Below are 26,265 nucleotides of genomic sequence, written 5' to 3'. Positions count from 1 at the left end.
ACGTTACGAGAGGCGCCCCTCGGCCGATGTCTCCTGAGGCGATTGCTTAGGCGGAACATTGCCGTTCTGCTCGGCGCGATCGCGGTGCAGCGCCGCGCGGGCGAGCAGCATGAAGGTGATCGGCGTCGTCACCGTGATGAAAATACCGATCAGCAGTTCATGAATGACGAGGGACCGCGTCGCAGTCGAAAAGAAGATCATCGACGCGATCATGATTGCCCCGATGCCGCCGCTCGTTCCCAATGTCGGCGCATGGATGCGCTCGTAGAATGTTCCAAGCCTCAGAAAACCGATGGCGCCGATGAGCGTCAGGAAAGCGCCGATTACGAGAAGCCCACCGACGGGGATAGCGGCCCACAGAGGTATGTTTTCGAACGGCGTGCTCATTCGATCACCTCTCCGCGCATCAGGAATTTCGCCAATGCAACGGTTGCAACGAAGCCCAGCATGCCGATGACGAGCGCCGCCTCGAAATAAACGACACGACCTGTGCCTATGCCGAAGGTCAACAACAACAGCATCGCATTCACATAAAGCGTGTCGAGTGCAATGATGCGATCCTGGGCGCGCGGGCCGCGAAACATGCGAATGGAGGCGATCGCCATCGCGGCCACGATCATCATCTGCGCAATCGTAACGGATATCTGGATGATCGTGGCGCTCATGCGAAAATCTCCATCAGCAGGTTTTCATAGCGGTTGGCGACCGTTTGTCGCCATTGCGCCTCGTTTTCGAGATCGAGCACATGCAGCAGCACGGTATTGTCGTTGGAATCATATTCCAGCCACGCAGATCCCGGCGTGCTGGTCAGGATAACCGCAAGCAGCGCCAGCGGGATCTGATCCCGCACCCTGAGCTCGAGGACAACGAAGCCCGGCGTCGTCTTGCGCGAGCGCCCTCTCAGGATGATCCAAGCCACCTGTACATTCGATTTCACCACATCGAAAACGACCCGGAAGAAGAGTTTGGGCAGCAAATACCATTTCCGCAGCCGCGGCTTTTCAGGCCGTAGCGATGCCATGCCCCAGGAGGCGAAAACGGCGACGATGATGCCGAGGATAAGCTGGCCAAGCGTGAAGCCGTTCAGCAGCAGCCACATCAGGATCAGGCTCAGCGCGAGGAACGGATAAGGCAGCATCACAGGCCTCCCGTCTTTGCGGGCGCGACCACGGCATTGCGGACTGCATCGACATAGAGATTGGGATCGCTGAGCGTGCGGATGGTCGCATCCATATATTGCATGACGGGGCCGGCCCAGATGGTCAGTGCCAGCGTCAATGCGAGCAGGCCCATGACGGGGAATATCTCGATGACGAGTACGCGGGGAACCGTGCCCTCCAGCGAGCTCCAGAATGTGCGTATGCCGGCCCGCGTCATCGCAATCAGGGCGGCAATTCCGGAGAGAATGACCAGCAGGATCAGTGTCCAGACGGCGGCGCTCGGCGGAATGCCGATCGCGCCGGTTCCCATCATGGCGGAAAGCATGGCAAACTTGGAGACGAAGCCGGAAAGAGGCGGCAGGCCTGCCAGCAGGATGCCGCAGGCGGCAAAGCAGATGCCGAGCATTGCCATGGTGCCGGGCATGGTCACGCCGTCGCCTTCTGCCGGTTCCTTCTCCTCGGCATCGCCATAGGCCTCCATCGTGACAGCGAGAACGCTGGCGCCGGCATCCTGGCCGCGCTCCACGAGCTCGATCAGCATGAAGAAGGCGCTGATCGTCAGTGTCGAGCTGACGAGATACATCAGCGCGCCGGACGAGATGGAGCCGTCATTGATACCGATTACCATCAGCAACGTGCCGGATGAGACCAGCACCGAGAAGCCGGCAAGCCGGCCAAGCGCCTGCGACGCCAACACACCGACCGTTCCGAAGATCAGCGTTGCCATGCCGCCATAGAGAAGCACGGTCGCACCGAAGCCCGCGGAGGGGCCGGCGCTGAACAGCAGCATGGTCAGCCGCAGGATGACGTAAATGCCAAGCTTGCTGAGGATCGCGAATATGCCCGCAACCGGCGCGGAAGCCGCACTATAGGCCGTCGGCAGCCAGAAGCAGAGCGGCCACATGCCAGCCTTGATGAGGAATGCGATGCCGAGCACGCCGGCGCCCGCCTGCATCAGCATGCGGCGATCTGCCGACATTTCCGGGATGCGCATGGCAAGATCCGCCATGTTCAGTGTCCCCGCCGTGCCGTAGATCAGGCTGACGCCGATCAGGAAGAGCAGCGCCGCGGCCAGATTGACGGCGATATAGTGCATGCCCGCCTTGACGCGGAGCGGCCCCGAACCGTGCAGCAGCAGTCCGTAGGACGCAGCCAGCATGACCTCGAAGAACACGAACAAATTGAAGAGATCGCCCGTCAGGAACGCACCATTGACCCCCATCAGCAGCAGCTGGAACATAGTGTGAAAATGCGCGCCGACCGCGTACCAGCGCGCCAGCGAGAATATCAGCGCGGCCACGGCAACGATGGATGTCAGCAGCAGCATGAGCGCCGATAATCCGTCAAGCACGAGCACGATGCCGAAAGGCGCGCTCCAGTTTCCGAGGAGATAGACGCGCTCTAGCCCCGGCGATCCGCCTTCCGCACGGAAGAGCGCAAATGCAATGCCCATCAACAGGAGCGCTGCCGCCAGACTGATGAGTGCCTTCAGCGTGCGCGAGCGCTCATCGATGAATACGAGCAGCGCACCCGCGATAAGCGGAACGAGGATCGGCGCGATGATGAGATGGTGCCACCAGCCCGTCATTTCCGGTCACTCCGTCCATCCACATGGTCCGTACCGGTCAGGCCGCGCGAGGCGAGCAGTACGACCAGGAACAGAGCCGTGGTGGCAAAGCCGATAACGATCGCAGTCAGCACTAGAGCCTGCGGCACCGGATCTGCCAAGGCGTGCGTTGCCGTGCCATCGCCAAGCAGCGGCGGCACATTCGTCTTCACACCGCCGACGCCGAAAATGAAGAGATTGACCGCATAGGAAAGCAAGGACAGGCCGATGATGACCTGATAGGTGCGCGGACGCAGAATCAGCCAGACCCCGCAAGCCGTCATTACACCGATTGCAATGGACAAGATGAGTTCCATCAGTCCCCCTTTGCCTTGTCGGCATCGAGCGCACGCAGGCGGTTTATACGGATCGACTGGTGCGCAAGCGCGACGAGGATCAAAACAGTGGAGCCGACGACCAACAGGAAAACGCCGAGATCGAAGAGCAGCGCGCTTGCCGCCGGAACCTTGCCGAGCAACGGCAGGTCCAGATACTGGAAATGCGAGGTGAGGAATGGATAGCCGAAGAACCAGGCGCCGATGCCCGTTGCTGTCGCGATCAGAATCCCGGCGCCCATCCACCGCAGCGGCAGGATGCGGATGCGATCCTCCGCCCAACGCGTACCGCCGGCCAGATATTGCAGCAGGAAGGCGATCGAGAGCGTCAAGCCGGCCGAGAAGCCGCCCCCTGGCGCATCATGCCCCCGCATGAAGATATAGACCGACAGGGCGATCACGAAGGGGAACATCCACTGCATGATGACGGAGGGCACCAGCAGATAATCGCGCACGGTATCGCCGGCCGAACGCTCCGGCCGTTCCTCGTCGAAACGGTTCTGTATCCGCTGCTGTTCCGGCATCTCCATGCTGTCGGGCGCAGGGCGGAAACGACGCAGCAGCGCATAGACGGTCAAGGCGACGACGCCAAGGACGGCGATTTCGCCAAGCGTATCGAAGCCACGGAAATCGACCAGGATGACGTTGACGACATTACGCCCGCCGCCCTTCGAATAGGCATTTTCCAGGAAGTAATTCGCGATGGCGTCAGGCACCGGCATGGTCATGACGGCATAGGAAATGAACATCATGCCGACGCCGCAGATGACGGCGAGCGCCAGATCGCGGAAGCGTCGGAAGCGGGCGCGCAAATTCACCGTATCGTCAATCCCTTCCGTTCGCTTCGGCAGCCAACGCAAGCCCAGCAGGATGAGCACCGTCGTGACGATCTCGACGAGAAGCTGGGTAATCGCAAGATCTGGTGCCGACAGCCAGATGAACGTCATGCAGACGATCAATCCGACCCCGCCCAGCATCACCAAGGCAACAAGCCGATGATATTTGGCAAAGAGGGCAGTGCCGATCGCCAGGCAAATCCCGATCGCCCAAATGGAGGCAAAGACCGGATCGGCGCCTGAAAAGGCAAAATGCTTCGCCTCGAAGCCCGACAGATAGAGCGGCAGCAGGCCGGCTGCAAACCCTGTCACGACGACCCAGCGAAGCTGCGGCTGCAGCTTGCGCGTGCCGATCCGCTTTTCGGCTATTCGCGCCCAGTGCCAGGAAACCTCGACCAGGACCCGCTCGAAGATGCGCTGCCCCTTCAGGCGGCGGAAGAGGGGCGGACCGTCGTCACATCGCGACAGATAATCCTTACAGGCGAAATAGAACACCGTGCCGCCAACCAATGCGACGATGCTCATGATAACAGGCAGATTGAAGCCGTGCCAGAGCGAGAGACTGTATTGCGGCGTATCGGCGTTGAGAACGCTGACGACAGCCGCATGCAGGAAAGGCGCCACCGAAAGCGCCGGAACGATACCGACGACCAGGCATACCACGACCAGAAACTCGATCGGGAAGCGCATCCAGCGCGGTGGTTCATGCGGCTTGGCGATCGGCAGATCGGTCGGCGCCGGACCGAAAAATACCGTTTGAATGAAACGCAGCGAATAGGCGACGCTGAAGGCGCTTGCGAGCGTCGCCACATAGGGAAGCATGCGATCGAGGATGGAATCGGCATGAGTTTCGACCGCTTCGGCGAAGAACATTTCCTTCGATAGAAAGCCATTGAGCAGCGGAACACCGGCCATGGCGGCACTCGCGACGATCGCAAGCGCCCCCGTGAACGGCATATAGCGGAACAGACCGCTCAGACGGCGCATGTCACGCGTGCCGGTCTCGTGATCGATGATGCCGGCCGCCATGAACAGCGACGCCTTGAACGTCGCATGGTTCAGCATGTGGAAGATGGCGGCAACCGTCGCAAGCGGACTGCCGAGGCTGAGCAGGGTGGTGATGAGACCGAGATGGCTGATCGTCGAATAGGCAAGCAGCCCTTTGAGATCCTGCTGGAACATTGCGAAATAGGCGCCGAGCAGCAGCGTGATGATGCCGGCGGCCCCGACGATGTAGAACCACTCGTTGGTGCCGGCGAGAACCGGCCAGAAGCGCGCCAGCAGGAAGACACCGGCCTTCACCAGCGTGGCGGAATGCAGATAGGCGGAGACGGGCGTCGGCGCGGCCATTGCGTTCGGAAGCCAGAAATGGAAGGGAAACTGCGCGCTCTTCGTCAACGCACCGAGCAGGATGAGTATCAGCGCAGGCAGATAGAGGGGATGATTGCGGATGATATCGCCGGACGCGAGGATCTTGTCCAGATCGTAGCTGCCGACGATATGGCCGAGCAGGATCAGCCCGATCAGCAGGCAGAACCCGCCAATCCCGGTGATCGTCAGCGCCATGCGGGCGCCGTCACGGGCCGCGGCGGTGTTGTGCCAATAGCTGATCAGCAGGAAGGAGAAGATGCTGGTCAGCTCCCAGAATATCGAGAGCAGAATGACATTGCCCGACAGCACGATGCCGAGCATCGCCCCCATGAAGGCGAGCAGGAAGGAGAAGAAGCGGGGAACCGGGTCCTCTTCCGACATGTAGTAGCGGGCATAGACGATGACGAGAAAGCCGATGGCGGTGATGACGAGCGAAAACAGCCAGGCAAAACCATCCAGTCTGAGGCTGAAATCAAGCCCGAGCTGCGGCAGCCATTCTATACTATAACGGACGACGCCGCCGTCCTTGACGGCAGGATAAAAGCTTGCGGAAATCAACAGCGCCAGAAATGTGACAGCCCCGGCGATCTGGGCCGGGCCACGCCGCGACTGCGTGCGCAAGAGGCATACGGAAAGAAGACTTCCGATAAACGGCAGAGCCAAAAGTGCTAGAATAAAAAGAGGCTCGCCAGTTATCCCAAAACGTCATTCCTTCGCTTGGCCGGATCACGCCAGACTGCCACGACAGCAAAACCCCTAGAAATCCGGTATATTATGTCCTATATGATAGATATCGCCCAATATGGGCAGCTTCGAACCCTGCGTCAAGGTAAGATGGCGATGATTTTGACACCAGCGCTCTGCCGGGCAGCCCGCGGCTTCCTCGACTGGACGCAGATGGATCTTGCCGACCGCTCCGGCGTGTCGCGCAGCACGATCCGCGACTATGAAGGTAACCGCCATAGCCTGCATCGGGCAACGGAGGCGCAGTTGCGTCTGGCGCTCGAGGCCGGAGGAATCGCCTTCTTCCGGATCGAAGGACATGAGATCGGCATTTGTACGAAGGCCCTTGTCGCCGAAACGCCAGCGCAGACGCATACGGAAAGCTGCGAGATTCTTTCCAGCGCCGGCGAAAGAAACCGGACACCTCCTAAACCGGAACAATAGGGCCGGATAGAGCGGGGCGCGGCCGACACAACTTCCGGCCATAAAGTCGCTTTTACAAACCGGAATGAAGCCTCCGGCTGGCACCCGACGTCAGATCGCCGGTGGTCGATAAATATCCGCTCGCGAGAAGGTGAACGGAAAGGCCCTCAATTCAGCCATATTCCAACCGATTACCGCATCCGCGCCGTACCCCCAAGACGACCGGAGAAACCCATGTCCGACACGACAACAATCACAGACACGCCCATTACCCGCTACCGATCGTCGCAACGGCTCCTGCATTGGCTCATGGCCATCGTCATCATTGCAGCGCTCGTCATCGGCCTTTATTGTTCCTACCTCACACCGGGCATACCGCTGCGTCGCGCACTCCTCGACGTACACAAGTCCCTCGGCATGACGGCGCTTTTCCTCATCGCCATCCGCCTGCCGCTCAGGCTTTCGCTGGGTGAACCTGCTTACCAACGGCCGCTTGGCGCCTTCAATCACCATGCCGCCCGCGGCGCGCATATGCTGCTCTACATCTTGATGATCCTGATGCCGCTTGCAGGCTACACCACATCCGCTGCCGGCGGCCATGACCTGCCATGGTTCGGCCTCTTCCAATGGCCCAATCTGCTGCCGCTCGATAAGGGCCTGGAAAGAACAGCCGCCGAGATTCACGAGTATGGCGCCTATTGCCTGTATGCCGTCGTCAGCCTGCATATCCTGGCAGCGCTCTGGCACCATTTCGTCCGCAAGGATGATGTCCTGAAGAGAATGTTGTTCTGATCCGATTCTTTATAACGCAAAGAATGCTCCACCGTTGCAGCGGATGGCTCAGATATGCGCTGTCCGGCAGCGCGCGCGATGACGTTGATCTGGGCGATAAGCATGAAATCCGTTTCACGATGATGTGATGTGTCAAACAGCAATCCGTGCGACGCAGATCATACATTATCTTGAGACTGCCGATAGCCTCTCCAAATAAGACCGCGATCGCACTCCCATTCTCCGCCGCTTCAAGTTAACGGCAGCAAGAATCAATGGGCCGCCATGTCCAGTTGCGGTTCACCGATCTCCACCGCATGACCGTCGGGATCATAGAAGCGGAATACCCGCTGCCCCCACTCCTGCTTTTCGACGGGATGAATGAGATTGACATGCGGCGCTATCGCCTCGAAGGCGGCATCCACGTCCTCATGTTCGAAATAGAGAAGGATGTTTCGCCGCCCATAGGGTTCGGATGCTCCGCTGCTTTTCCTCCAGACCGTTTGCTCCAGCGATTTTCCATCATGAATCGCAAAGCCGGTTTCAAACAGCACGAAGCTGCCGAAGTCTTTCAATATCTTGAGGCCCAGCAGCTCACCGTAGAATGCCTTCGAACGCTCGATATCGCTGACGAAAGGAATTGGATTTACGAAACGCATCGCCAGGACCTGCTCGGTGAGGAGGAAACGAAAAACAACCTTCAAACTGCTTCACTATATCTGAGAACCGGATGCTGGTATCTGGCAAATGATTTCCATCTCGTCTCGCAATCGGAGGGTCGTCCATGGCAGACGCACGAATCATGGTTGTCATGGACTCGGGAGAATCCCGTTTTCAATTGCGCGCCGGCGCATTGATCCGCCATGGTGGACATATCCTCGTTCACCGTGCGCTCACAGATAACTTCTGGTCTTTGCCCGGCGGCCGGGTGGAGTTTCATGAGGCAGGCGCCGAGACACTTGCCCGCGAGATCGAAGAGGAAATCGGCTGCAAGGCGACCATCGGCCCCTTGCGCTTCATTATCGAGAATTTCTTCGAATATGCCGGACGACGTGTTCACGAACTCGGCTTCTACTATGAGGCGGAGCTGCTGCAGCCATTTCCATTTCACGAAACGGAAATCGTGCATCGGGTGAAGGACGGCAGTGCCGACCTCGAATTTCGCTGGGCACCTACCACACTGATCGGGCTAGACCGGTTCGACCTGGTGCCAACTCCCATACGCAACCTCATCGTCACCAATCCCGATGGCATTCAGCATCTCGTGCGGCGCGACGCAGCCTGACTCTCCGAGTGTCTGCATCAATTGCAACAGCAAGGGAATAGCTTCATAAAAGCTCCGGCATCTTTGCCAGGTTTCCGATAGGCTCGAATCGTCAGGTCATCATCCAATGTCGCGCATCGCCATTTTGGGAAATGCAGGCGGTGGGAAATCCACCCTCGCCCGCAAATTGGGCGAGCGCCACGCGATTCCCCATTTCGAGATCGATAGGCTGCTTTGGCGGGAAGGCTGGATTCCCACACCGATCGGGACTTATGTCGAGCAGCATGAACGGATCCTATCGGGTGAGAATTGGGTCATCGATGGCCTGGGGCACAAGAATTCGATCCCGGCACGGATAAATCGTGCGACCGAGATCATCCTCATCGACATGCCACTCTGGATGCATTTCTGGCTCGCGGCCGAGCGGCAGATCGCCTGGCAGTCAGACAAGCTCGAAAACGCGCCCGGCGGACTTTCGGCCATGCCGCCGACGCGAGATCTGTTCCGCACCATATGGGAGATCGAGCAAGACTGGATGCCCGACATTCGCCGCCTGTGTGCCGAAGCCCATGATGCAGGCAAGACGCTGACACGGATAGGCAGTGTCGATGAGCTGGATGCGTTTACCCAGAAATTGATGTGAACTGCGAATTCAAGAACTATTCGGGTAAGCGGCAGTCTCAAGAATGACGACCGTAAAAACCATTCCAAAAGCTCGGCGATCTTTGAGATTATCTTCTTTGCCTTAGTGTCGAAGGGCTTCTAGCCTTGCCTCAATCCACAAGGGCGATTTGCGTCACCACGGCACAGAACAGGCAGGCGATGGCATCACGGCCCGAGAACAAAGACGAGCTTGAAAGAGGAAACCTCATTGACCTCCCATACCGCGCCGACCGGCTCCGACATATCGCTTCCAACGCTTGACCTGTCGCGCCTCTATGCTTCGCCGGCAGAGCATCAAGCCTTTATCGCAGAGCTGCGCATGGTGCTTTACGATCATGGCTTCTTCTATCTGACGGGGCACGGCGTCGATCCCAAGCTGATTGCCGACGTGGTGGCCACGGCCAAGCGTTTCTTCGCGCTGCCCATGGAAGAAAAGCTCAAGATCGAGATGGTCAAGTCGCCGCATTTCCGCGGCTACAATCGCGCCGGCCAGGAGCGTACCCGCGGCGAACAGGATTGGCGCGAGCAGCTCGACATCAACACCGAAAGCACACCCTTCGAGATCGGCCCGGATACGCCCGCTTGGCGGCGCCTGCAGGGACCGAACCAGTGGCCGGAGGCATTGCCGGAACTCAAGCCTCTGCTGCTTGCCTATCAGGCCGAGGTGACGCGCATCGGCATCGACGTGCTGAAGGCGATCGCCGCAGCTCTCGGCCAGCCGGAGAATGTCTTTGCCGATATTTACGAACCACAGGCCTCGCAGCTTCTGAAGATCATCCGCTATCCCGGCCGCGACGTCGCCGAGACGGACCAGGGCGTCGGCGCCCACAAGGACGGCGGCTTCGTCACCGTGCTGCTGCAGGACACCACGCCCGGCCTGCGGGTGCGCACGGAAGACGGCGTCTGGATCGATGCGCCGCCGGTGCCGGGCACCTTCGTCATCAATACCGGCGAATTGCTCGAGCTTGCGACGAACGGCTTCGTGCGTGCCGACGTGCATGACGTCATCGCACCGCCTGCCGGCGTCGAGCGTTTCTCCGTCGCCTTTTTCCTGGGATCCCGGCCGGATGCGACGATCCCCGTCATCGAACTGCCGGAGGAGCTGAAGCGATCGGAGCGCGGCATCTCTGTCGATCCCCTAAACCCGATCTTCCGTGAAGTCGGCCAGAACCAGCTGAAGAGCCGGCTGCGCTCCCACCCGGATGTCGCTCGCGCCCACTATGCCGATCTCCTGGCATCAGAGCAGTCGGTTTAGACCGGATACCGTCAAAAATTTAGGCGAGGTCTACATCGGTCGCCTCGTCTTGGGGCTAGTCCCTATTGCTGGCTATCGGGCACGATCACTCGCATGCCGTCGATGACGCTGCTCGCAAGAATCTGGCAGCTCAATCGGCTGTTCGGCGCCGGCTCCATCACGAATTCGATCATCATCGCTTCCTCTTCGGAAGGCGGCGGTAAACGATCGAAATGGGGCTGCTCAATGTAGCAATGACAGGTGCCGCAGGCCAAGGCGCCGCCGCATTGCGCCACGATGCCGTCGATGCCGCTTCTGACGGCCACCGCCATCAAGGTCTCGCCCTCCTGCGCCTTAACGCACGTCTCGCGGCCAACGGAATCGATGAACACGATTTCACACATTGCATTCTCCATATTTTCGGTAAGCCCGCTCACGCGGCAATGAGACGGATGTCCAGACGTTTCGGACCGCGCACCGATAGGCCGCGCTTATAGGCGGGACTGTCGTCCAGCAGCTCGATCGCGCGGGTGCGTCGCAGGAGCGTCGAGAAAATGATCTCCATGTCCAGCCGCGCGAGATGATTGCCGAGACAGAAATGCGCGCCGCCGCCGAACGCCAGATGGCGGTTGGGTGTGCGCTCGACATTGAACACATCGGGCGAGTCAAATTGCTCCGGATCACGATTGGCCGCGCCGTAGAGCAGGCCGATCTTCGTGCCCTTCGGCAGTGGCGTGCCCGCAATCGTCTTTTCTTCCGTCAGATAGCGATGGAAGAATGGCAACGGGGACTCGAAGCGGAACATTTCCTGGATGGCAGTCGGCATCACGGCCTGGGTTTCCCGCAGCTTTTGCAGAGCATCGGGATATTGCATCAAAGCATGCATGCCGCTACCCAGCACATCGATGGTCGAGCCATGTCCGGCCATCAGGATCAGCATGCAGGTGGAGACGAGCTCGTCTTCGGTCAGCTCGCCTGCAACATGCGCCTCGGTTAACCGACAGAGAAGATCGTCGCGCGGGTTGCGCACGCGCTCGGCGATGAGTTCCTTGAGGAGTTCGTAGAATTCCGTCGTCGCGCGTTCGGCTATCGCCTTGCGCTCGGCGCTGCGATCGACATCGAAATATTGCACGACCTCTTCCGACCATTTGCGCAGCTGCCCGGCATATTCTTCCGGCACGCCCAGCACGGAGCCGATGATGTGGCCCGGAACCTGCGAGGCGAGATCTTCGACAAAATCGATCGTGCCCGCTTGCAGGAGACGGTCGAGCAGGCGGTCGACGAAATCCTGTATCATGCCGCGCTGACGCGCAACGAGTGCCGGGGTAAATTCACGGAACACTTTGCGGCGCAGCCGGTCATGGGTTTCGCCATCGGAATCCAGGAGGCTGAATTGCACGAAACGCGAATGGTTCGGCATGTCGTGCCAATTCTGCCGAACCTTCTGTTCCTGTATCTCCTCCGGGGAAAGAAAGAATTCGAGCGAGCGCACGAGCGTCTTGTCAGCGGCGGCAATGGCCACATCCTGATAGCGCGACAACAGCCATATGTCGAAATGCTCGTAATAGACCGGACCGGGAGTGGCGCGCAGCTCACGGTAAGCGGCATAGGGATCGTCAGTGAACGCTTGCGAGAGCGGATCGAATGCTGGGGTTGCCGTCGGCATGATCAGGACCTTTGTCCATTCTAGCTTATCACCGTAGAATACAGCGGCGCGGAATGAAAAGACATGGATGCCAACCGCAGCCATATGGATAAAACTCTCATTCCCCAATAGGGTTAGGTCGCCATGACCGATAAAGCGACTTCACCAGCAACCCTCCCCCTTGACGACGTCTTCTTTCAGACTCCGGGAAAGTTGTCCCGCGCCTTTCCCTACACGCTTCTCGCCGCCGGACGGCGGATCTGCACGCCAGCGGAAATGCCGATCGCCCACCGCTTCAACCATCATACCCTGATCCTTACTCTCGGCGGAAAAGGCCTGTTGCAGGTCAACGGAGTCTCCAGCCTGCTGCATGAGGGGACAATCGCCTGGCTGGATTCCTCGATGCTGTATTCGCATCGCTGCGAGCCACGCCATGCGCACTGGTCCTATCTATGGGTGGGCTTCGTCGGATACGGGCTCGACGCCCTGTTTGACAGCCTTGGCGTGGTCGCCAATCCGGTTTTCGACATGAAGGCTGTGCACAATCTACAAGGCGTGTTCGAGGGAATCCTCGATGAAGTGGAAGGAAGAGGCTTCTTTGCCGACAGCCAGTGCTTCGCCTTGCTCGCCCAGTTGATTTCTTCATTGGTATCGGAGCGGGCCCACAATGGCGACGCTGGCGGCGCCGTTCAGCGCCTACAGCGGGTCATGGAAGCGGTTCGAGCCGATCTGGCACGCACCTGGACGGTGGCAGAACTCGCACCGGCCGCTAATCTCAGCCAAGCACAACTGTTCCGCCGCTTCCGTCAGAGAACGGGAACGACGCCTATCGATTGGCTGCGGCACGAGCGCGTAAACGCCGCCAAGCGGCTGCTGGTGGTAACGGATGAGCAGATCGGCAAGATCGCCGCCAGATGCGGCTACCCCGATCCATTCCACTTTGCCCGTGACTTCAAGAAGCTCGTGGGCGTCACGCCGAGCGAGTTTAGACGCCAGGGCGAAAGCGTAAGCCGATAGACGCCTAAAGTTTCACCTGTCGAACGGGTGGGGTAACAATATTATCTTCAACTACCCCGCGCATAAAACCTTAACGAGAAGGCGCTATGATTTGCAATCTGCAAAGGAGCGCCCCGTGAGCGAAATATCCAAAGCGCGATATTTTTTATTCGGCTTTACAGCAGCCATCTACCTAGCTGCCTGGATTCTTACCTATCTTGGCGGCCTTAAGATGGATTCGACGAAATTTCTGGCATCGGCTGCTTCCTCTTTAATTTGTGTTGCCACTTTCAATTACCTCCTTCGGAAACCCAAACTACAATATCTTCGATCCCTAGTTGAGACTGTGGGATTGGGAATAGCATTGACCGGCCCGTTAATAATGCTGACCTACTTGGCAGCGCTGACAAATCATCCCCTGCAGGATCACCGCCTCATGCAGATGGACCAAAACCTCGGGATAGATTGGATGGCCTTGATTGCCACTGCCGACGCTCATCCTATATTCCCTCTGGCGCTTACCCTGGCATATAACTCATTCGCATTTCAGCTTCTGCTCCTGCCCGCCCTGCTAAGCATATCGCGGCAAGCTGCACGTGCCTATCAGATGGTGGCAGCACATGGGTTCATCTGCGTTTTCGCGAGTTTCATCTCCATTTGGTATCCGGCTCTTGGAACTTATGCCGCGCTTTCGATCGATATCTCGCAGTTCAAGAATATTGACGCTTCCTGGGGTCTTGCCTCTGTAGACCAGATGATGGCGGTCAGAACCGATCCAGGCTTCGTCCTTCGCTTGGATCAAGCAAGCGGCATCATAACCTTTCCATCCGTCCATGCCGCCGCTGCTATTCTTTGCGCCTGGGCCACATGGCCGTTGAAACTGGTTCGTTTTCCACTTATCATTCTGAATATATTTATGTTTTTCTCCGCGTTCGTTGTAGGTGGTCACTATGTGGTCGATCTTATTTCCGGAATAGCCATAACGGGTTTTGCGATTGCACTGGTCCTTTATGTCACCCGCTTACCTGCTAGGAAATCGGCATCGCTCTGTGAGAATGCTCAACTTTCCCATTGAAAGAATAGCGAGCAAGGCGATGAGAGCCTGGGAGTCAATCCGAATGGAGATTGCATGGCTGTCGCCCGATTGGCTCAGCGCACATGGCGCGTTAAGAGTTATGGTCAGCGATCCGAAGCGCACGCCGTGCCTTTAGCCGGGGACTAAGAAGTGACGACCGAACAAAGCGTTCTGCGCGTTTCCATCATCGTGACGTTCGTTCTGGCCGTCGCCGGTATCGTCTTCGGTATCCTCTCCGGCTCATATGCGATCGTCTTTGACGGCGTCTACGCGCTTACCGATGCGAGCATGACGATCGTGGCATTGATCGTTTCCAATCTGATCATATCCTCCGCGACGAACACGACGCCCGCCGGCAAATTCGCCAAGCATTTCACCATGGGCTTCTGGCACCTCGAGCCGATGGTGCTTGGCCTCAATGGTGTGCTTCTGACGGGAGCCGCGATCTATGCCCTGATCAACGCCATCGGCAGCATCATGGCCGGCGGCCGCCATCTCTCTTTCGATCAAGCCATCATCTACGCGGTGCTGACGATGATCATCGCCTTCCTGATGGCAGCCTATGGCAACCGCGCAAACAAGACGCTCCGATCCAATTTTATCGCACTGGATGCCAAGGCCTGGATCATGACAGGCTGCCTGAGCGGCGCGCTGCTACTTGCCTTCATCTTCGGCTTCTTCATTCAGGGAACGAACCTGCAATGGATATCGCCCTATGTCGATCCGGTCGCTCTGGCTCTCGTCTGCCTCATCGTCATTCCCATGCCGATCGGAACGATCAAGCAGGCATTCGCCGACATCCTGCTCGTGACACCCGCGGACCTTCGGGAACATGTCGATCGCGTCGCGACCGACATCGTTCGACGCTACGATTTCTTATCCTACCGCTCCTATGTCGCGCGGGTCGGCCGCGGCAAGCAGATCGAACTGTACTTCATCGTTCCGCCGGATGGTCCCGCGAAGAAGCTGGAGGAGTGGGACCGTATCCGCGACGAAATCGGCGAAGCGGTCGGCGACGAAGGGCCGGATCGTTGGCTGACGATCGCGTTTACGACCGATCCGGAATGGGCCGATTGAGCGGCCACTAGCCCCGCCAATCCTTGAACACGCTGACCCGCGCTGCGACCCAGCTCGACACAATCGCCTCAGCCGCATTGAACCACGTCGATTATCTCAGCCAAAAGCAAACCGCCTGAAAGCGTCAGGCACTCTCGGTATCCGCCGTGGGGAGTGCCCCAGCCGATATCCGCTTGCGCCGTGCCGAGCCGAGTATGACGTCCTGCACACCGCGCGTAAGCGGCTTCTCGAGACCTCTGAAAAGTGCCAGGGCAAGCAGGACAGCAGCGAGCGTCGAGAAGCCAGCGAACAGCGCAGGCGGAAGAGCTCCGCCGATCATTTGCGCCCAAATGGCTCGCATGGGCCGCAGGATAAAAGGATGGGCGAGGTAAAGGCTATAGGAGGCGTCTCCCAAAGCTGCGCTCCAGAGGACAGGCCTCCTGTGAGGCAAAGCGGGACCGATTGCCGCCGCAAGAACAAGCAGAGCTGCAGGCAAACCGCTTCGCAGGAATTGCGGCAAGGCCGCATCGTTCCAAAGTGTGGAGACATGAACGAAGCCAAGAAGCCCTATGGCTACGAGCCCGAACGCAATACCCTTGCCGATCCTTACGCCGCTGCGGAAAATCAGAGCAACATAGACGCCAAAGAGGAACTCCAGAATGATCGGGCTTGTCCAGAATGCTATCTGGACATGGCTGGGGTCGACGAGATTTCCGACGAGCGCCATCCCGACCATGAGCACCGACAGCCAGACGATCCCCAGCCTTATCGGCAAAAGGAGCGCCAGTGCGAAGAACACATAGAACAGCATCTCGTAATTCAGGGTCCAGCCAAGCGCGAGCACCGGCCTGATCTCTCCCACGCCACGCCCGGACGGGATGAAGAAATAGGAGGCGAGAACATGGGATATGGAGCCGACGGGAACGACGAGCAGCGAGGGTGCGGCGAGCGCGCCAAGCAGCATGATGCTCGTCAATAGCCAATAGAGGGGGACGACCCGGGCGCAACGCCGCAGAAAGAAATGCAGCGGAGCGCCGCTCTTGCCGAACTCCGATGCCGCGGTATGGGTCATGATGAAGCCGGAAAGGACGAAGAAGATGTCGACGCCGAAACCGAGATTCCAGGCGGAGCCATCGACAGCTGCGCGTCCTGTCGCTGCTGCCAGGATCTCTGTCTCGTGCAAGGCATGGGCGATGACCACGGAGGAGGCTGCGAGAGCGCGCAGCACCTGAAGGTTCACGAGCATGTGAGCGGATTTGCCGGCATTGCTGCCCGCATCTCGTCCCTCAGGTATTTCCCTATAAAACCCCACCGGAAAGCTCAGCGAATATTGCCCTAGATCTCCATTTGGTATCCAAGACAATATAACAACTCGTCGCCGCATGCATAATTCGGCAATCGCGCTTTAAATTATAGTTATTCTTCAGTTAATCTTTCAGAGGTTCAGCGGGATGAGCCGTCGCCAGGATGATATGCGCCTGAATTTTGGCAGCAACTTCGCCGCTACCGTGTCTGGCTTCGATCGCGGCGGCGGCATAGTCGGTTGCAGCCTGCAGCTTCCCCGCTTCTCTGGCCTCGATTTCGTTGCGAAGCAGAGTTCCCTGACAATAAGCGACGGCCGGAAGACGCGGTGAGGATGCCCGGCTTTGCTCGGCTCTCGTTTCAATCGCAATTTCGGAGAAACCCGCGCTCTCGAGATCGCTGCGAATCCGATCCACATCGTGATAGCCATGCGGAGTGCGCGCCAGAAAGCGCGGCGGATCCTCCGGAAAAATCCGGGCAAGCGCGTTCGTGACGTCATCCGCGAATATGTTCTCTTCGATGCGATCCCAGACGTTGAACAGGAAATATCCACCGGGCTTCAGAACGCGCTTTGCCTCGCGATAGGCTGCGATGCGGTCCGGAAAAAACATGGCGCCGAACTGGCAAAAGACGAGATCGAAGGACGCATTCTCAAAGGGCAACGACTGCGCATCCGCCTGCCGCCATGTGATGCGGTGGTCGGGAGACTGCCGCGAAGCGGCGTAATCGAGCATCGGCTGGTTGAGGTCGGTGACGACATAGCTTGCGCCGGAGGATAGTTTCGGCGTCAATGCGCGGGTGACAACGCCGGTGCCTGCAGCGATTTCCAACACTGTGCCAGGCCGCAATGACGCTGCTCGTTGGGCAATATCTGCCGCGTAAGGCTCGAAAATCAACGGCACCATATGGCGGTCGTAGTTTTCCGGAATCGAGCCAGCGAATACCTTGTCTGCCTCCAACATCGCATCACCCGCTGCGCGCCTGATAAGGCCCAATATTAGCATATCGCGGCAGACGCGTCATTCAGGCTCTGATGAGACCTAATCGCGCGGAACCAGTCCGTTCAGCCCGTGACACCGCGGGCAAGCACGTCCAGAAGCTGGCTAGTGTTGTCGATAGAGAACTGCACGCGCTCACCCGGCCAGACCGATTCCGAATAGGAAATCGGCGTGCCTTTGAGATCGACGTCCACCTTTCTCGACACAGCCACCGGCTGAGACATGGACTGGCAGAGCTGCTTCGCCTCCTCGCTTGTCGGGAGACGAACGACAATATCCGTGCGCAGGCGGATATAGTCCGGGATGCCGTACTCAGCCAGAATAACGGTGACGCTGCGCCCACTGCGCCGCGCCTCATCGAAACCCGGAAAGCGGCGCACGGGATAATAGGCATGCGAATAGTTGATCGGCTCCTCGTCAGCGAAGCCTCGCCTCACGATATGGTAGACCGGCTCGCCAAGGGGAAGCCGCAAGGCTTCGGCGATCAGTTCTGAGGCCGGAACAACTTCTTCATGGATGGCCTGGCCGAGCGGCTCCCTGCCCTGATCGAGCAGGTTCTGGGAGAAGCGCGTACGTTCGGACAGGCGGTAATCAAGGCGGCTATCCCTGACAAAGGTTCCGCGCCCCTGCTCGACCAGCACGAGTCCCCGGCTTTCAAGACGGGAAATGGCGCGCCGTATGGTGTGTCGTCCGACGCCGAAACGTTCCATAAGGTCGGATTCCGTCGGAAGCTGCGCCTTCGGTGACAGGCGACCGGTCAGGATATCCTCCGCAATATCGCTTTCGACCTGTTGCCATTGCCCGTGCAGCAATTTCTTCTCCATGCCTGCCTTCCGAATTCAACCATGTCATTCGAATGTCATATATCGGCTACAGCATCGATTTTCAATCTGTGCCTGATATCGGAAATCCAACAAACGGCGGCCAAAGTCAATTTCGCCATCGGACTTTAGCGCTTAGCCATATTTTCCTTCATATAGGTGTCACTCGCCATCGTTAGTAAATATCCGAATGTTTTATTAATCATTCGGATATTGAGGATAAGATGGTAGGACTTAATCGTCTTCAATTTATCGCAGGTGCGACCGCAGTTATCGGTACATCGATCGCTATGATCGGCAAGGCCCGGTCCGCCGATGCGGCTATCGAGATTTCGAGCACCTGGGGACCTGATAAGCCGTTCCAGAAGGTTGTCGACGCTTTCAACGCCAAGCAGCTCGGCATAATCGTTACCAACCGCTTCGACGGCGACTATGAGGCGGTGACCGCCAAGGCGGTCGCAAGCGTCGCCGCCGGCCGCCCGCCAGCCATGATGATCACCGGCTGGAAGTTCGGCTATTTCGCCAGACGCACCCTCGGCGCCCGCGACCTTCGCGAGATCAATTCTGCAAAGGCAGAAGCAATCCTCGCCAGTTTCCGCCCGTCGGTCCTGCCGCTGGTCACCATCGACGGCGCAGTCATCGGCCTTCCCTGGGCGATGTCGACGCCGGTCACCTATATCAACAGCGACATGTGGAAGGCTGCCGGCCTCGATCCCAATCTGCCGGAAACGCCGGATACGACGTGGCTCTACGAGAGCGCGCGCAAGCTCGATGCGGCCCTGAAAGGCAAGCACCCGACCTACCGCTCGCCGATCTCGCTCTCCAACAACGAATGGACAAGCCAGTCCTTCATCCAGAACGCCGGCGGCTTCATCATCGATCCCGACGGCAAGCTGGCCCTCAACAGTCCGGAAGCCATCGCCGGCATGAGCGAATATTGCGCTCCGGCCCATGAAGGTCTTTGGCTGCCCGTCAGCGACAAGGAGCAGACCGCCGCCTTCCAGTCCGGCGCGCTTGCAATCTGCACGACCAGCTCGACCGCCGCCGTCACCTTTCCGTTCGGCGCAGCAAAGGCTGTCACGACCAAATTCCCCGGGCTCCCAGGACATCAGCGCAAGATGAACAGCGGCGGCAATTTCCTCGCCGTCTACACCCGCAACAAGGAACAGGCGGAAGCCTCTCTTGCCTTCCTTGAATTCTGCGCCTCCAAGGAGGGCCAGGCGCTCTGGTCCGAGACCGGCTACCTCAACACCTCCAAGCACGATATTCCGCTGATCAACGAGTTCATGAAGCCAGCGGCGGCACAGCTTTCCGATGGCCTGACCGCAGAGACGATCTGGCCCGGCAAGCGCGGCCTCGAAGGCCAAGCCGTGTGGCGTAAGTGGGTCTCGCGCATGCTGCTCAAGGAAACGACGATTGCCGATGGCATCAAGGGCGCTCACGATGAACTTGCCGGGCTGATTTCGGCATAGGCTGCGCATCATGCCATTTCGTCTTCGATCGCTGGCTCCCTATTTGTTCGTGGGGCCAGCCGTTCTTTCCGTCGCGATATTCCTCTACGGCCCGCTGATAGCGTCGATGTTGCTATCGGTAGTCGACTGGAATCTGCTGTCGGCCGATATCCGTTTTGTCGGCGTCGATAACTACGCGTCCATCTTCGACAATCCCGATTTCCGCATGGCGGCATGGAATACGCTGCTTTACTGCGTTGTCCTCATCCCTGCCGAGATCGTCATCCCTCTGATCTTCGCGGTGATGCTGCACGCGGTACGCAAGAATCCGCTGCAGGGGCTTTATCGCGGCAGCCTGTTCCTCCCGACGATCGTCGCCTATTCGGTTGCAGGCGTTGCCTGGTCCTGGCTTTTCAATCCGGTCAACGGCCTCTTCAACGAGATGCTCGGCCATTTTGGCTTCCCGCCGTCGCGCTGGCATACGGATCCGAACCTTGCGCTTCTCTGCGTCAGCCTCGTCACCTTCTGGAAGACCTTCGGCCTCAACATGCTCCTGTGGCTGGCGGCGCTCGCAAACCTGCCGCATCAGTTGCGCGAAGCGTCTGAGCTCGATGGAGCTGGTTCGACGCGGCATTTCTTCGATATCAGCTTGCCGCTGATGACGCCGACAGCCTTTTTCATCAGTGTCACGACTTTCTTCCATGTGCTCGACGACATCGTCGGCGTCATCGATGTGCTAACCCATGGCGGCCCTGCCGGCAGAAGCTCGAGCCTTCTCTATTTCCTGTGGCAGCAGGGCCTGCTCTTCTTCCAGTTCGGCCCGGCCAGCGCCGTCGCCGTCATCATCATCGTGCTCGTACTCGCCATAACCTGGCTGCAGTTCCGCGTCAGCGAGAAGCGGGTGCATTACAGATGAGCGATATCGGCCATAGACTTCACAGGTTGCTCTTACACATCGTGCTCATGGCAATCTGCATCGTCACCGTGTTTCCGCTCGTCTGGATGGTGTCCGCGGCCTTCACGCCCAATGACATGATCATGGCCAGGGCCGTACGCTTCTGGCCGGAAAATCCGACGCTATCGAATTTCACCATCGCCGCAAGCCGTCATCCCATCTGGATGTGGCTTTGGAATTCCATGCTGACCGCAACCCTGATCACCGTCGGAAAGCTCGTTCTTTCCGTGCCCGCCGGCTTCGCCTTTGGCCGCTTGGAATTCAGCGGACGACAGGTGCTGTTCTGGTTCGTCATCGCCACCATGTCCTTCCCGAACGTGCTGGCGATCATTCCGACTTATATCGCAATCGTGAAACTCCAGGCCTTCAATACCTACGGCGCGATGATCATCCCTTCGATCCCCTATATCGGCTTCTATGTCTTCTACATGCGCCAGGCTTTCCGATCGCTTCCCGCTTCGATATTCGAGGCGGCACGCATGGACGGAAGCGGGTTGTGGCGGCAATTCATCGAGATCGGCGTCCCCAATGTCATTCCCGCAATAGCAGCCCTTTCGGTGATTTCCTTCATGGGGGCCTGGAACATCTATCTCTGGGGTCAGCTCGTGCTGGATGATGCCTTCAAGAAGACGTTGACGACGGGTATTGCGGCCTTCGCCGATTTGGAGGGTGCAGAGCGGGCCTGGGGGCCGCTGATGGCAACAAGCCTGTTGTCGATCGTCCCCGTTCTCTTGATCTTCCTGCTGGCGCAGCGTTTCATCGTAGACGCGCTGGCACCAGGCATCGACGACAGATAGGCAGATACATGCCCCGAATAATCGTAATCGGATCGGTAAATCACGATCGCATATGGCAGCTGGATGCACCGCTGATTCCGGGCGGACGCATGCAATTTTCGTCCCGCACGACCCGTCTCGGCGGCGGCGCTTTCTATACCGGCCTGCAGCTGCTGGAATTGGGAGCCGACGTCGCCATCGTCTCGCGATTAATGCAGGATAAAGAAGGAGAAACCGCACTGCGATCACTTTCCACGGCCGGCTTCCATACCGAATACATCATGATGGCGCCTGGTGAGACGGCGCCGCTGGAAATTTTCCTCGAGCCGAGTGGAGAGCGGACGATCCTCGCACCGACCGGGCGGTCTCATCCACTGACAGTCGCCGGCAAGCTGTCGGGCACAGGCGTCTATATCAATGCCCTCGCGCTCGACGAAAGCCTTGTCGCGCAGATCGATGCCCAACCGCTCGTCCTGTCGCAATTTCCGTTGCGGCCAGCAACGCCGCGTCCGGCCGATTATGTCATCTCTTCGCGCGACGATGTTCCGGATGATCTCAATCTCGCTTGGCAGCGGGCCGGTAGGATCGCCGGTTCACGCCTGAAGATGCTGGTGCTCACCGACGGCACGCGCCCCATCACCCTGTTTGACGGCTTGCAGGCGGTAGAAATCAAGCCCGCTGCAAAGGTCGATACCACCGATACCATCGGTGCCGGTGACCGCTTTGCCGGCTCTTTCCTGTTTGCCTTGCTGCAGGGGCAGGCACCGGCGATCGCTGCGTGGGAAGCAAGCCGTATCACGGCGGAATGGCTGCGCTGGCGTAGCGCCTAGGGATTCGCTGCACTCCAAAAATCTCTTCGAGCAAGGCAAAACGCCGTGGACAATTCATTCGAATGATTATAGTAGTCATTCGAATATTTGAGAGCTCCCACTCCCCCGCACAAATTCTGATGCCCGAGGAAAAGATGATGACTGAGGAGAAGACTGGCAATCCGGTCAGCGCATTCTATACGCATGCGCAGGCGCTGGAAATTCTCGCCGCAGGTCGGCCGGCGAACGTAAAGGCCGCGGCCGAAAAGGTGCTCGACACGCTCGGCGAAGTCGATGTCGTCGCGAACCGCACCGGCCTTGCCATGCTGCCGCTGATCGATACGGTTCGCAGCACGGCCTTCCATCTCGGCGAAGTTCTGGTGTCCGAAGCACATATCCGCGTGCCGGATCGCGCCGTTGAAGGCTATGGCGCAGTCGTCGGTCGAGATCTCGAGCACGCTATGGGCATGGCGGTCATAGATGCCGCAATCGCTGCCGGTCACCGGGCCGATCTTATCATCGAGCTCCTGAATACCGAACAGCGCCATCAGGACGAAGAAGACCGGCGGCTCCTTCAGAAAGTTGAAGCGACCCGCGTGCAGATGGAGACATTCTGACCATGGCACACAATCTCTTGCCGACCCTCGACGACACCCGCACCAACGCCACCTTTGAGGAACTCATGTGGGCGCTGAGCCGGCCCGGGCAGCCGCGTGAACTACCCGCTGAAGGCTTCTGGCCGCTCGCCGAAAGCCTGCTCGACCGCGAATGCAGCTTCCATGTGGCAAATGATCCGTCCCTGGATCTAAAGATGGCCGCAACCGGGGCAAGGCGGATGCCGCTTGCCGATGCCGACTATGTCTTTGCGACCATCGGCTCTGCCGAGAGTGTCGAAGCGCTGTCGAGATTGCGCATCGGCAGCCTGCTGTATCCGGATGACGCCGCAACGCTGTTTGCTCCCGCACGTTTCGGTTCCAGGCAGCAACTGCGCCTTACAGGCCCCGGCATCAAGGACAACGTCACAATCTCAGTCGAAGGCATCGATCCTGCCTTCTGGCAGATGCGTGCCAAGGCCATCCGCTATCCGCTCGGCTGGGATCTCTATCTCATCGATGGAAGACGCCTGCTCGGCATTCCCCGCTCCACGAAAATCGAGGTGCTCTGATGGCCTATGTGGCAACCCGCGGCGGCGAATACGCCATCGAACAGGCGGAACGGCTTTTCCGCACCGATCTCGGTCCGATCACGCGCGAGCGCGTTGAGGCCGTTCGGACCGGCCTTCCCTATCTCATCGACCGGTTGATGGGCGAAGCCTCGCTTTACGAACCCGACCTCGCCGCTCTGGCGCTCGCCCAGGCCGGCGGCGATCTCTACGAGGCGATCCTGCTGCTGCGCGCTTACCGCACGACGCAGCCACGCATCGCCGTTGCCGAACCCGTCAGCCAGCCGGATCTTCTGACGGTCCGACGCATTTCGGCTGCCTTCAAGGACATTCCGGGTGGCCAGATATTGGGGCCGACGCTGGATTACTCCCATCGCCTGCTTCAGGTCGACGTATTGCAGGGCAATGACTATGTCCCGGAGCCAGTGATCCCCGCTGCGAAACCAGCGTCGGCGACGCACCCCTCACTCACCAGCTGGCAAAAGGCACAGGGGCTTATTCCGGATCATCCGGTCGAGACGGTCGCGCCTGAGGAAATCCCCGATTTGACGCGCGAGCCGCTGCTTTTTCCGGCAGCACGCGCCCACAAGCTGCAGAGCTTGGCACGCGCCGACACCGGCGGCACGCTGGCGCTCGGCTACGCCACCATGCGCGGCTATAGCGCCGTGCATCCGACCGTCAACGAGCTGCGCTTGGCATACGCACCGGTTCGCCTGCGCCACCCCTCCGGCACCGTCTTCAGCGCCGGGCGCGTTCGTGTCAGCCAGACGGAGGTGATTTCCAAGGCGAAAGAATTGCAATTGGGCTTTTCGGCGACCTTCGGCTGGAACGAGGTGAAGGTGATCGCGGCGGCAACGCTCGATCTTGCCTCCAATCAACCCAATCCGCATCCGGCCGCGAACGAAGAATTCGTTCTCTATCACACCGAGCCGGTCGAAAGCTCCGGCTTCTGCATCCACTTCAAGCTTCCGCACTATGTGACGTTCCAATCGACCCTCGATGCACTGCGCCGCGTGAAGACCGATAAGGATGCTGCCGCCGCGAAGCTGGCCGTCACCGAAAAGCTTGCCGCGCAACAGGAGGAGGTCGCGCTATGAAACTTCAGGAACTGACCAAGCCCTGGATGGCCTTCAACTACGGCTTTCTCGATGAATCCGCCAAGCGCGAAATGCGCCGCCGCATTCTGAAGGCGATCGCCGTACCTGGCTATCAGGTGCCCTATGCCAGCCGCGAAGTGCCAATCGCGCGCGGCTGGGGAACGGGCGGCCTGCAGGTGACGCTGACGTTGCTCAAGCCCACATCCGTCGTCAAAGTCATCGACCAGGGATCGGATGATTCCGTCAATGCCAGCAGCATACGCAAGTTCGTGGCGCGGGTTGGCGGCGCCGTTGAGACGGAAGACACGATGGCCGCGACCATCATTCAGTCCCGCCACCGCATTCCGGAGGAAAAGCTGCGCGAAGATCAGGTCCTGGTGCTGCAGGTTCCGAATCCGGAACCGTTGCGCCCGGTGCAGCCGGATATGTCTGTCGCCCGCGAAATGCATGGCGATGCCGATTATGGGCAGCTGTGGTTGGTGCTCTACGAACAGCTCGTCAAATCGGGACGGATCATGCAAGGGTCCAGCTATCCGAGCATGGTCAACGGCCGGCATGTAATGACGCCATCGCCGATCCCGCGCTGGGACGTGCCCAAGCTCAATCAGGCGGACCACCTGACAATCCTGTCCGCCGGCCGCGAGAAGCGCATCTTCGCCGTGCCGCCCTATACCCGCGTCGAACCGCTTGTTTTCGACGATGTGCCCTACCGCGTCGAGGATCACCAGGACAAGACCTGCTACCGCAGCGATGTCACCGGTTTCTTCATGAACGAGCTTCCGCAGGAAGACGGTTCCTCGCAATACGAACTGTCCGACAGCCATTTCGGCGTGAAGCACATCCGCAAGTCGGAAGCCGAAGCGGTCGAGATCGGCGAGACCTGGTACAAGAATGGAAGGATGGGCTAATGGCCGCGCTTGATACCGCTCAATCGGCAGAGCTGACCCGCGAGCCGCCGCGGCTGATGTTGGCCGAGCCCATCCTGACGATGCGCGGCATTGCGCGCAACTACGGCAATGTCACCGCCCTTAGCGGCGTCGATGCGACGGTCTATCCTGGCGAAGTTCTCGGCATTGTCGGCGAATCCGGCTCCGGCAAGTCGACGTTGCTCAAGATGATGAACCTCGAGGATACGCCCGACACCGGAACCTATAATCTCGCCCTGCCCGGACACGAAGGCCGCAACCTCTTCACGCTCGACCGCTTCGAGCGGCGGATGCTGCGGGCGCATCATATCGGCATCGTCTATCAGAACCCGCATCTCGGCTTGTTGATGAACCACACGAGCAGCGGCAACGTCGCCGAACGGCTGCTGATTGCCGGCAATCGCAATTTCGCCGAGCTGCGCGAACGGGCGCGCCAGTCGCTCGATGCCTCGGAATTTCCGATCGAGCGCATGGATGCCCGACCGAACGAGCTTTCCGGCGGCATGCAGCAGCGGGTGCAGCTTGCCAAGGCGATCGCACTGGAACCTGCTGTGCTGTTGCTCGACGAGCCGACGACTGGCCTCGACGTCAGTGTTCAGGCGCTGGTTCTCGACACGCTGAAGCGGCTGCAGCGCGAGCGTTCCATCACGATGGTTCTGGTTTCGCACGATCTCGGTGTCATCCGCACGATGGCAGACCGGGTTATGGTCATGCGGCGCGGCAAGGTCGTGGAACAGGGCCTGGCCGACCAGATCTTCCAGGATCCGCAGCACGCCTACACGCAGCAGCTCGTTCACGCCAAGCTTTGAG

Annotated in this window: 28 protein-coding genes and 1 pseudogene; 17 read left to right on the top strand and 12 right to left on the bottom strand. The window is 59.2% G+C overall.

The features are described 5' to 3' along the window. Positions 1-3 precede the first annotated feature (3 nt). The 6 genes from mnhG to AC13RM_RS25170 are packed head-to-tail and all read right to left on the bottom strand — an operon-like array spanning position 4 to position 6,004. Positions 4-387: a monovalent cation/H(+) antiporter subunit G gene (gene mnhG / locus AC13RM_RS25195; protein WP_488555805.1), complete on the bottom strand. Its 384-nt coding sequence runs from the start codon at positions 385-387 to the stop codon at positions 4-6. Then, positions 384-665: a K+/H+ antiporter subunit F gene (locus AC13RM_RS25190; protein ID WP_015342766.1), complete on the bottom strand. Its 282-nt coding sequence runs from the start codon at positions 663-665 to the stop codon at positions 384-386. The genes mnhG and AC13RM_RS25190 overlap by 4 nt, the downstream gene beginning before the upstream one ends. Further along, a complete protein-coding gene (locus tag AC13RM_RS25185; protein ID WP_285173710.1) occupies positions 662-1,138 on the bottom strand; it encodes a Na+/H+ antiporter subunit E in 477 nt (158 codons plus the stop codon). Before AC13RM_RS25185 ends, AC13RM_RS25190 begins: the two co-directional genes overlap by 4 nt. Beyond that, positions 1,138-2,748, bottom strand: coding sequence for a monovalent cation/H+ antiporter subunit D (locus tag AC13RM_RS25180; protein ID WP_488555804.1), 1,611 nt, complete (start codon positions 2,746-2,748; stop codon positions 1,138-1,140). Before AC13RM_RS25180 ends, AC13RM_RS25185 begins: the two co-directional genes overlap by 1 nt. Next, entirely contained in the window at positions 2,745-3,083 is a 339-nt protein-coding gene (locus tag AC13RM_RS25175; protein ID WP_015342763.1) for a Na+/H+ antiporter subunit C, read from the bottom strand. Before AC13RM_RS25175 ends, AC13RM_RS25180 begins: the two co-directional genes overlap by 4 nt. Next, positions 3,083-6,004: a monovalent cation/H+ antiporter subunit A gene (locus AC13RM_RS25170; protein WP_350223775.1), complete on the bottom strand. Its 2,922-nt coding sequence runs from the start codon at positions 6,002-6,004 to the stop codon at positions 3,083-3,085. The genes AC13RM_RS25175 and AC13RM_RS25170 overlap by 1 nt, the downstream gene beginning before the upstream one ends. A 78-nt stretch (positions 6,005-6,082) precedes the next feature. Here AC13RM_RS25170 and AC13RM_RS25165 point away from each other — a divergent pair. Both AC13RM_RS25165 and AC13RM_RS25160 read left to right on the top strand, forming a co-directional pair. Further along, positions 6,083-6,367 (top strand): annotated as a pseudogene (locus AC13RM_RS25165) (helix-turn-helix transcriptional regulator); the annotation flags it as partial. Positions 6,368-6,688: 321 nt separating this feature from the next. Beyond that, positions 6,689-7,246: a cytochrome b gene (locus AC13RM_RS25160; protein WP_285173708.1), complete on the top strand. Its 558-nt coding sequence runs from the start codon at positions 6,689-6,691 to the stop codon at positions 7,244-7,246. A 251-nt stretch (positions 7,247-7,497) separates the two neighbouring features. Here the strand turns inward: AC13RM_RS25160 and AC13RM_RS25155 are convergent, their stop codons facing one another. Next, on the bottom strand, positions 7,498-7,884 hold the full coding sequence (locus tag AC13RM_RS25155; RefSeq protein WP_285173707.1) for a VOC family protein: 387 nt from the start codon (positions 7,882-7,884) through the stop codon (positions 7,498-7,500). A 125-nt stretch (positions 7,885-8,009) separates the two neighbouring features. On the opposite strand from AC13RM_RS25155, the gene AC13RM_RS25150 reads away from it, so the two are divergent. The 3 genes from AC13RM_RS25150 to AC13RM_RS25140 all read left to right on the top strand — a co-directional run bounded on the left by AC13RM_RS25150 (position 8,010) and on the right by AC13RM_RS25140 (position 10,407). Then, entirely contained in the window at positions 8,010-8,510 is a 501-nt protein-coding gene (locus AC13RM_RS25150; protein ID WP_488555803.1) for an NUDIX hydrolase, read from the top strand. Between the two features lie 106 nt (positions 8,511-8,616). After that, positions 8,617-9,132, top strand: a complete 516-nt coding sequence (locus tag AC13RM_RS25145; RefSeq protein WP_374818414.1) for a P-loop NTPase family protein — start codon at positions 8,617-8,619, stop codon at positions 9,130-9,132. Between the two features lie 228 nt (positions 9,133-9,360). Then, positions 9,361-10,407 carry an isopenicillin N synthase family dioxygenase gene (locus AC13RM_RS25140; RefSeq protein WP_374818416.1) on the top strand — a complete coding sequence of 349 codons (1,047 nt, stop codon included), beginning with the start codon at positions 9,361-9,363 and terminating at the stop codon, positions 10,405-10,407. A gap of 62 nt (positions 10,408-10,469) precedes the next feature. Here the strand turns inward: AC13RM_RS25140 and AC13RM_RS25135 are convergent, their stop codons facing one another. Next, positions 10,470-10,823 carry a 2Fe-2S iron-sulfur cluster-binding protein gene (locus AC13RM_RS25135; protein ID WP_374818418.1) on the bottom strand — a complete coding sequence of 118 codons (354 nt, stop codon included), beginning with the start codon at positions 10,821-10,823 and terminating at the stop codon, positions 10,470-10,472. Continuing rightward, entirely contained in the window at positions 10,820-12,052 is a 1,233-nt protein-coding gene (locus AC13RM_RS25130; protein ID WP_374818420.1) for a cytochrome P450, read from the bottom strand. Before AC13RM_RS25130 ends, AC13RM_RS25135 begins: the two co-directional genes overlap by 4 nt. A 123-nt stretch (positions 12,053-12,175) precedes the next feature. Here AC13RM_RS25130 and AC13RM_RS25125 point away from each other — a divergent pair, with 123 nt between their 5' ends. The 3 genes from AC13RM_RS25125 to AC13RM_RS25115 all read left to right on the top strand — a co-directional run bounded on the left by AC13RM_RS25125 (position 12,176) and on the right by AC13RM_RS25115 (position 15,179). Beyond that, positions 12,176-13,048: a helix-turn-helix domain-containing protein gene (locus tag AC13RM_RS25125; RefSeq protein WP_374818422.1), complete on the top strand. Its 873-nt coding sequence runs from the start codon at positions 12,176-12,178 to the stop codon at positions 13,046-13,048. A gap of 115 nt (positions 13,049-13,163) precedes the next feature. Beyond that, positions 13,164-14,102 carry a phosphatase PAP2 family protein gene (locus AC13RM_RS25120; protein ID WP_374818424.1) on the top strand — a complete coding sequence of 313 codons (939 nt, stop codon included), beginning with the start codon at positions 13,164-13,166 and terminating at the stop codon, positions 14,100-14,102. A gap of 150 nt (positions 14,103-14,252) precedes the next feature. Further along, positions 14,253-15,179 (top strand): cation diffusion facilitator family transporter, encoded by a 927-nt coding sequence (locus tag AC13RM_RS25115; RefSeq protein WP_374818426.1) that lies wholly within the window; start codon positions 14,253-14,255, stop codon positions 15,177-15,179. Positions 15,180-15,303: 124 nt separating this feature from the next. On the opposite strand, the gene AC13RM_RS25110 is transcribed toward AC13RM_RS25115, so the two are convergent. The 3 genes from AC13RM_RS25110 to phnF form a co-directional block, all read right to left on the bottom strand. Then, entirely contained in the window at positions 15,304-16,404 is a 1,101-nt protein-coding gene (locus tag AC13RM_RS25110; protein ID WP_374818428.1) for an acyltransferase family protein, read from the bottom strand. Positions 16,405-16,585: 181 nt separating this feature from the next. Further along, positions 16,586-17,422 carry a class I SAM-dependent methyltransferase gene (locus AC13RM_RS25105; protein ID WP_374818430.1) on the bottom strand — a complete coding sequence of 279 codons (837 nt, stop codon included), beginning with the start codon at positions 17,420-17,422 and terminating at the stop codon, positions 16,586-16,588. 101 nt (positions 17,423-17,523) lie between these two features. Then, positions 17,524-18,282: a phosphonate metabolism transcriptional regulator PhnF gene (phnF, locus tag AC13RM_RS25100; protein ID WP_374818432.1), complete on the bottom strand. Its 759-nt coding sequence runs from the start codon at positions 18,280-18,282 to the stop codon at positions 17,524-17,526. A gap of 221 nt (positions 18,283-18,503) precedes the next feature. Between phnF and AC13RM_RS25095 the strand changes: the two genes are divergently transcribed. The 9 genes from AC13RM_RS25095 (at position 18,504) to AC13RM_RS25055 (ending at position 26,264) form a co-directional block, all read left to right on the top strand. After that, entirely contained in the window at positions 18,504-19,751 is a 1,248-nt protein-coding gene (locus AC13RM_RS25095) for an extracellular solute-binding protein (RefSeq protein ID WP_488555802.1), read from the top strand. A 10-nt stretch (positions 19,752-19,761) separates the two neighbouring features. After that, positions 19,762-20,646, top strand: coding sequence for a carbohydrate ABC transporter permease (locus tag AC13RM_RS25090; protein WP_488555801.1), 885 nt, complete (start codon positions 19,762-19,764; stop codon positions 20,644-20,646). Then, the gene (locus AC13RM_RS25085; protein ID WP_488555800.1) at positions 20,643-21,482 is read left to right on the top strand and encodes a carbohydrate ABC transporter permease; all 840 of its coding nucleotides are present in this window, start codon (positions 20,643-20,645) and stop codon (positions 21,480-21,482) included. Before AC13RM_RS25090 ends, AC13RM_RS25085 begins: the two co-directional genes overlap by 4 nt. A gap of 89 nt (positions 21,483-21,571) precedes the next feature. Beyond that, positions 21,572-22,291 carry a PfkB family carbohydrate kinase gene (locus AC13RM_RS25080; RefSeq protein WP_488555799.1) on the top strand — a complete coding sequence of 240 codons (720 nt, stop codon included), beginning with the start codon at positions 21,572-21,574 and terminating at the stop codon, positions 22,289-22,291. A gap of 137 nt (positions 22,292-22,428) precedes the next feature. Next, entirely contained in the window at positions 22,429-22,887 is a 459-nt protein-coding gene (locus tag AC13RM_RS25075; RefSeq protein WP_488555798.1) for a phosphonate C-P lyase system protein PhnG, read from the top strand. A gap of 2 nt (positions 22,888-22,889) precedes the next feature. Continuing rightward, the gene (phnH, locus tag AC13RM_RS25070; protein ID WP_488555797.1) at positions 22,890-23,435 is read left to right on the top strand and encodes a phosphonate C-P lyase system protein PhnH; all 546 of its coding nucleotides are present in this window, start codon (positions 22,890-22,892) and stop codon (positions 23,433-23,435) included. After that, positions 23,435-24,529 (top strand): carbon-phosphorus lyase complex subunit PhnI, encoded by a 1,095-nt coding sequence (locus AC13RM_RS25065; RefSeq protein ID WP_488555796.1) that lies wholly within the window; start codon positions 23,435-23,437, stop codon positions 24,527-24,529. Before phnH ends, AC13RM_RS25065 begins: the two co-directional genes overlap by 1 nt. Further along, the gene (locus tag AC13RM_RS25060) at positions 24,526-25,437 is read left to right on the top strand and encodes an alpha-D-ribose 1-methylphosphonate 5-phosphate C-P-lyase PhnJ (RefSeq protein ID WP_488555795.1); all 912 of its coding nucleotides are present in this window, start codon (positions 24,526-24,528) and stop codon (positions 25,435-25,437) included. The genes AC13RM_RS25065 and AC13RM_RS25060 overlap by 4 nt, the downstream gene beginning before the upstream one ends. Further along, positions 25,437-26,264, top strand: a complete 828-nt coding sequence (locus AC13RM_RS25055) for an ATP-binding cassette domain-containing protein (protein WP_488555794.1) — start codon at positions 25,437-25,439, stop codon at positions 26,262-26,264. The genes AC13RM_RS25060 and AC13RM_RS25055 overlap by 1 nt, the downstream gene beginning before the upstream one ends. Position 26,265: the final 1 nt, after the last annotated feature.

Source organism: Martinezella sp. CNPSo 3732 (assembly GCF_057784515.1).
This window is presented reverse-complemented; position numbering and strand designations above follow the sequence as displayed.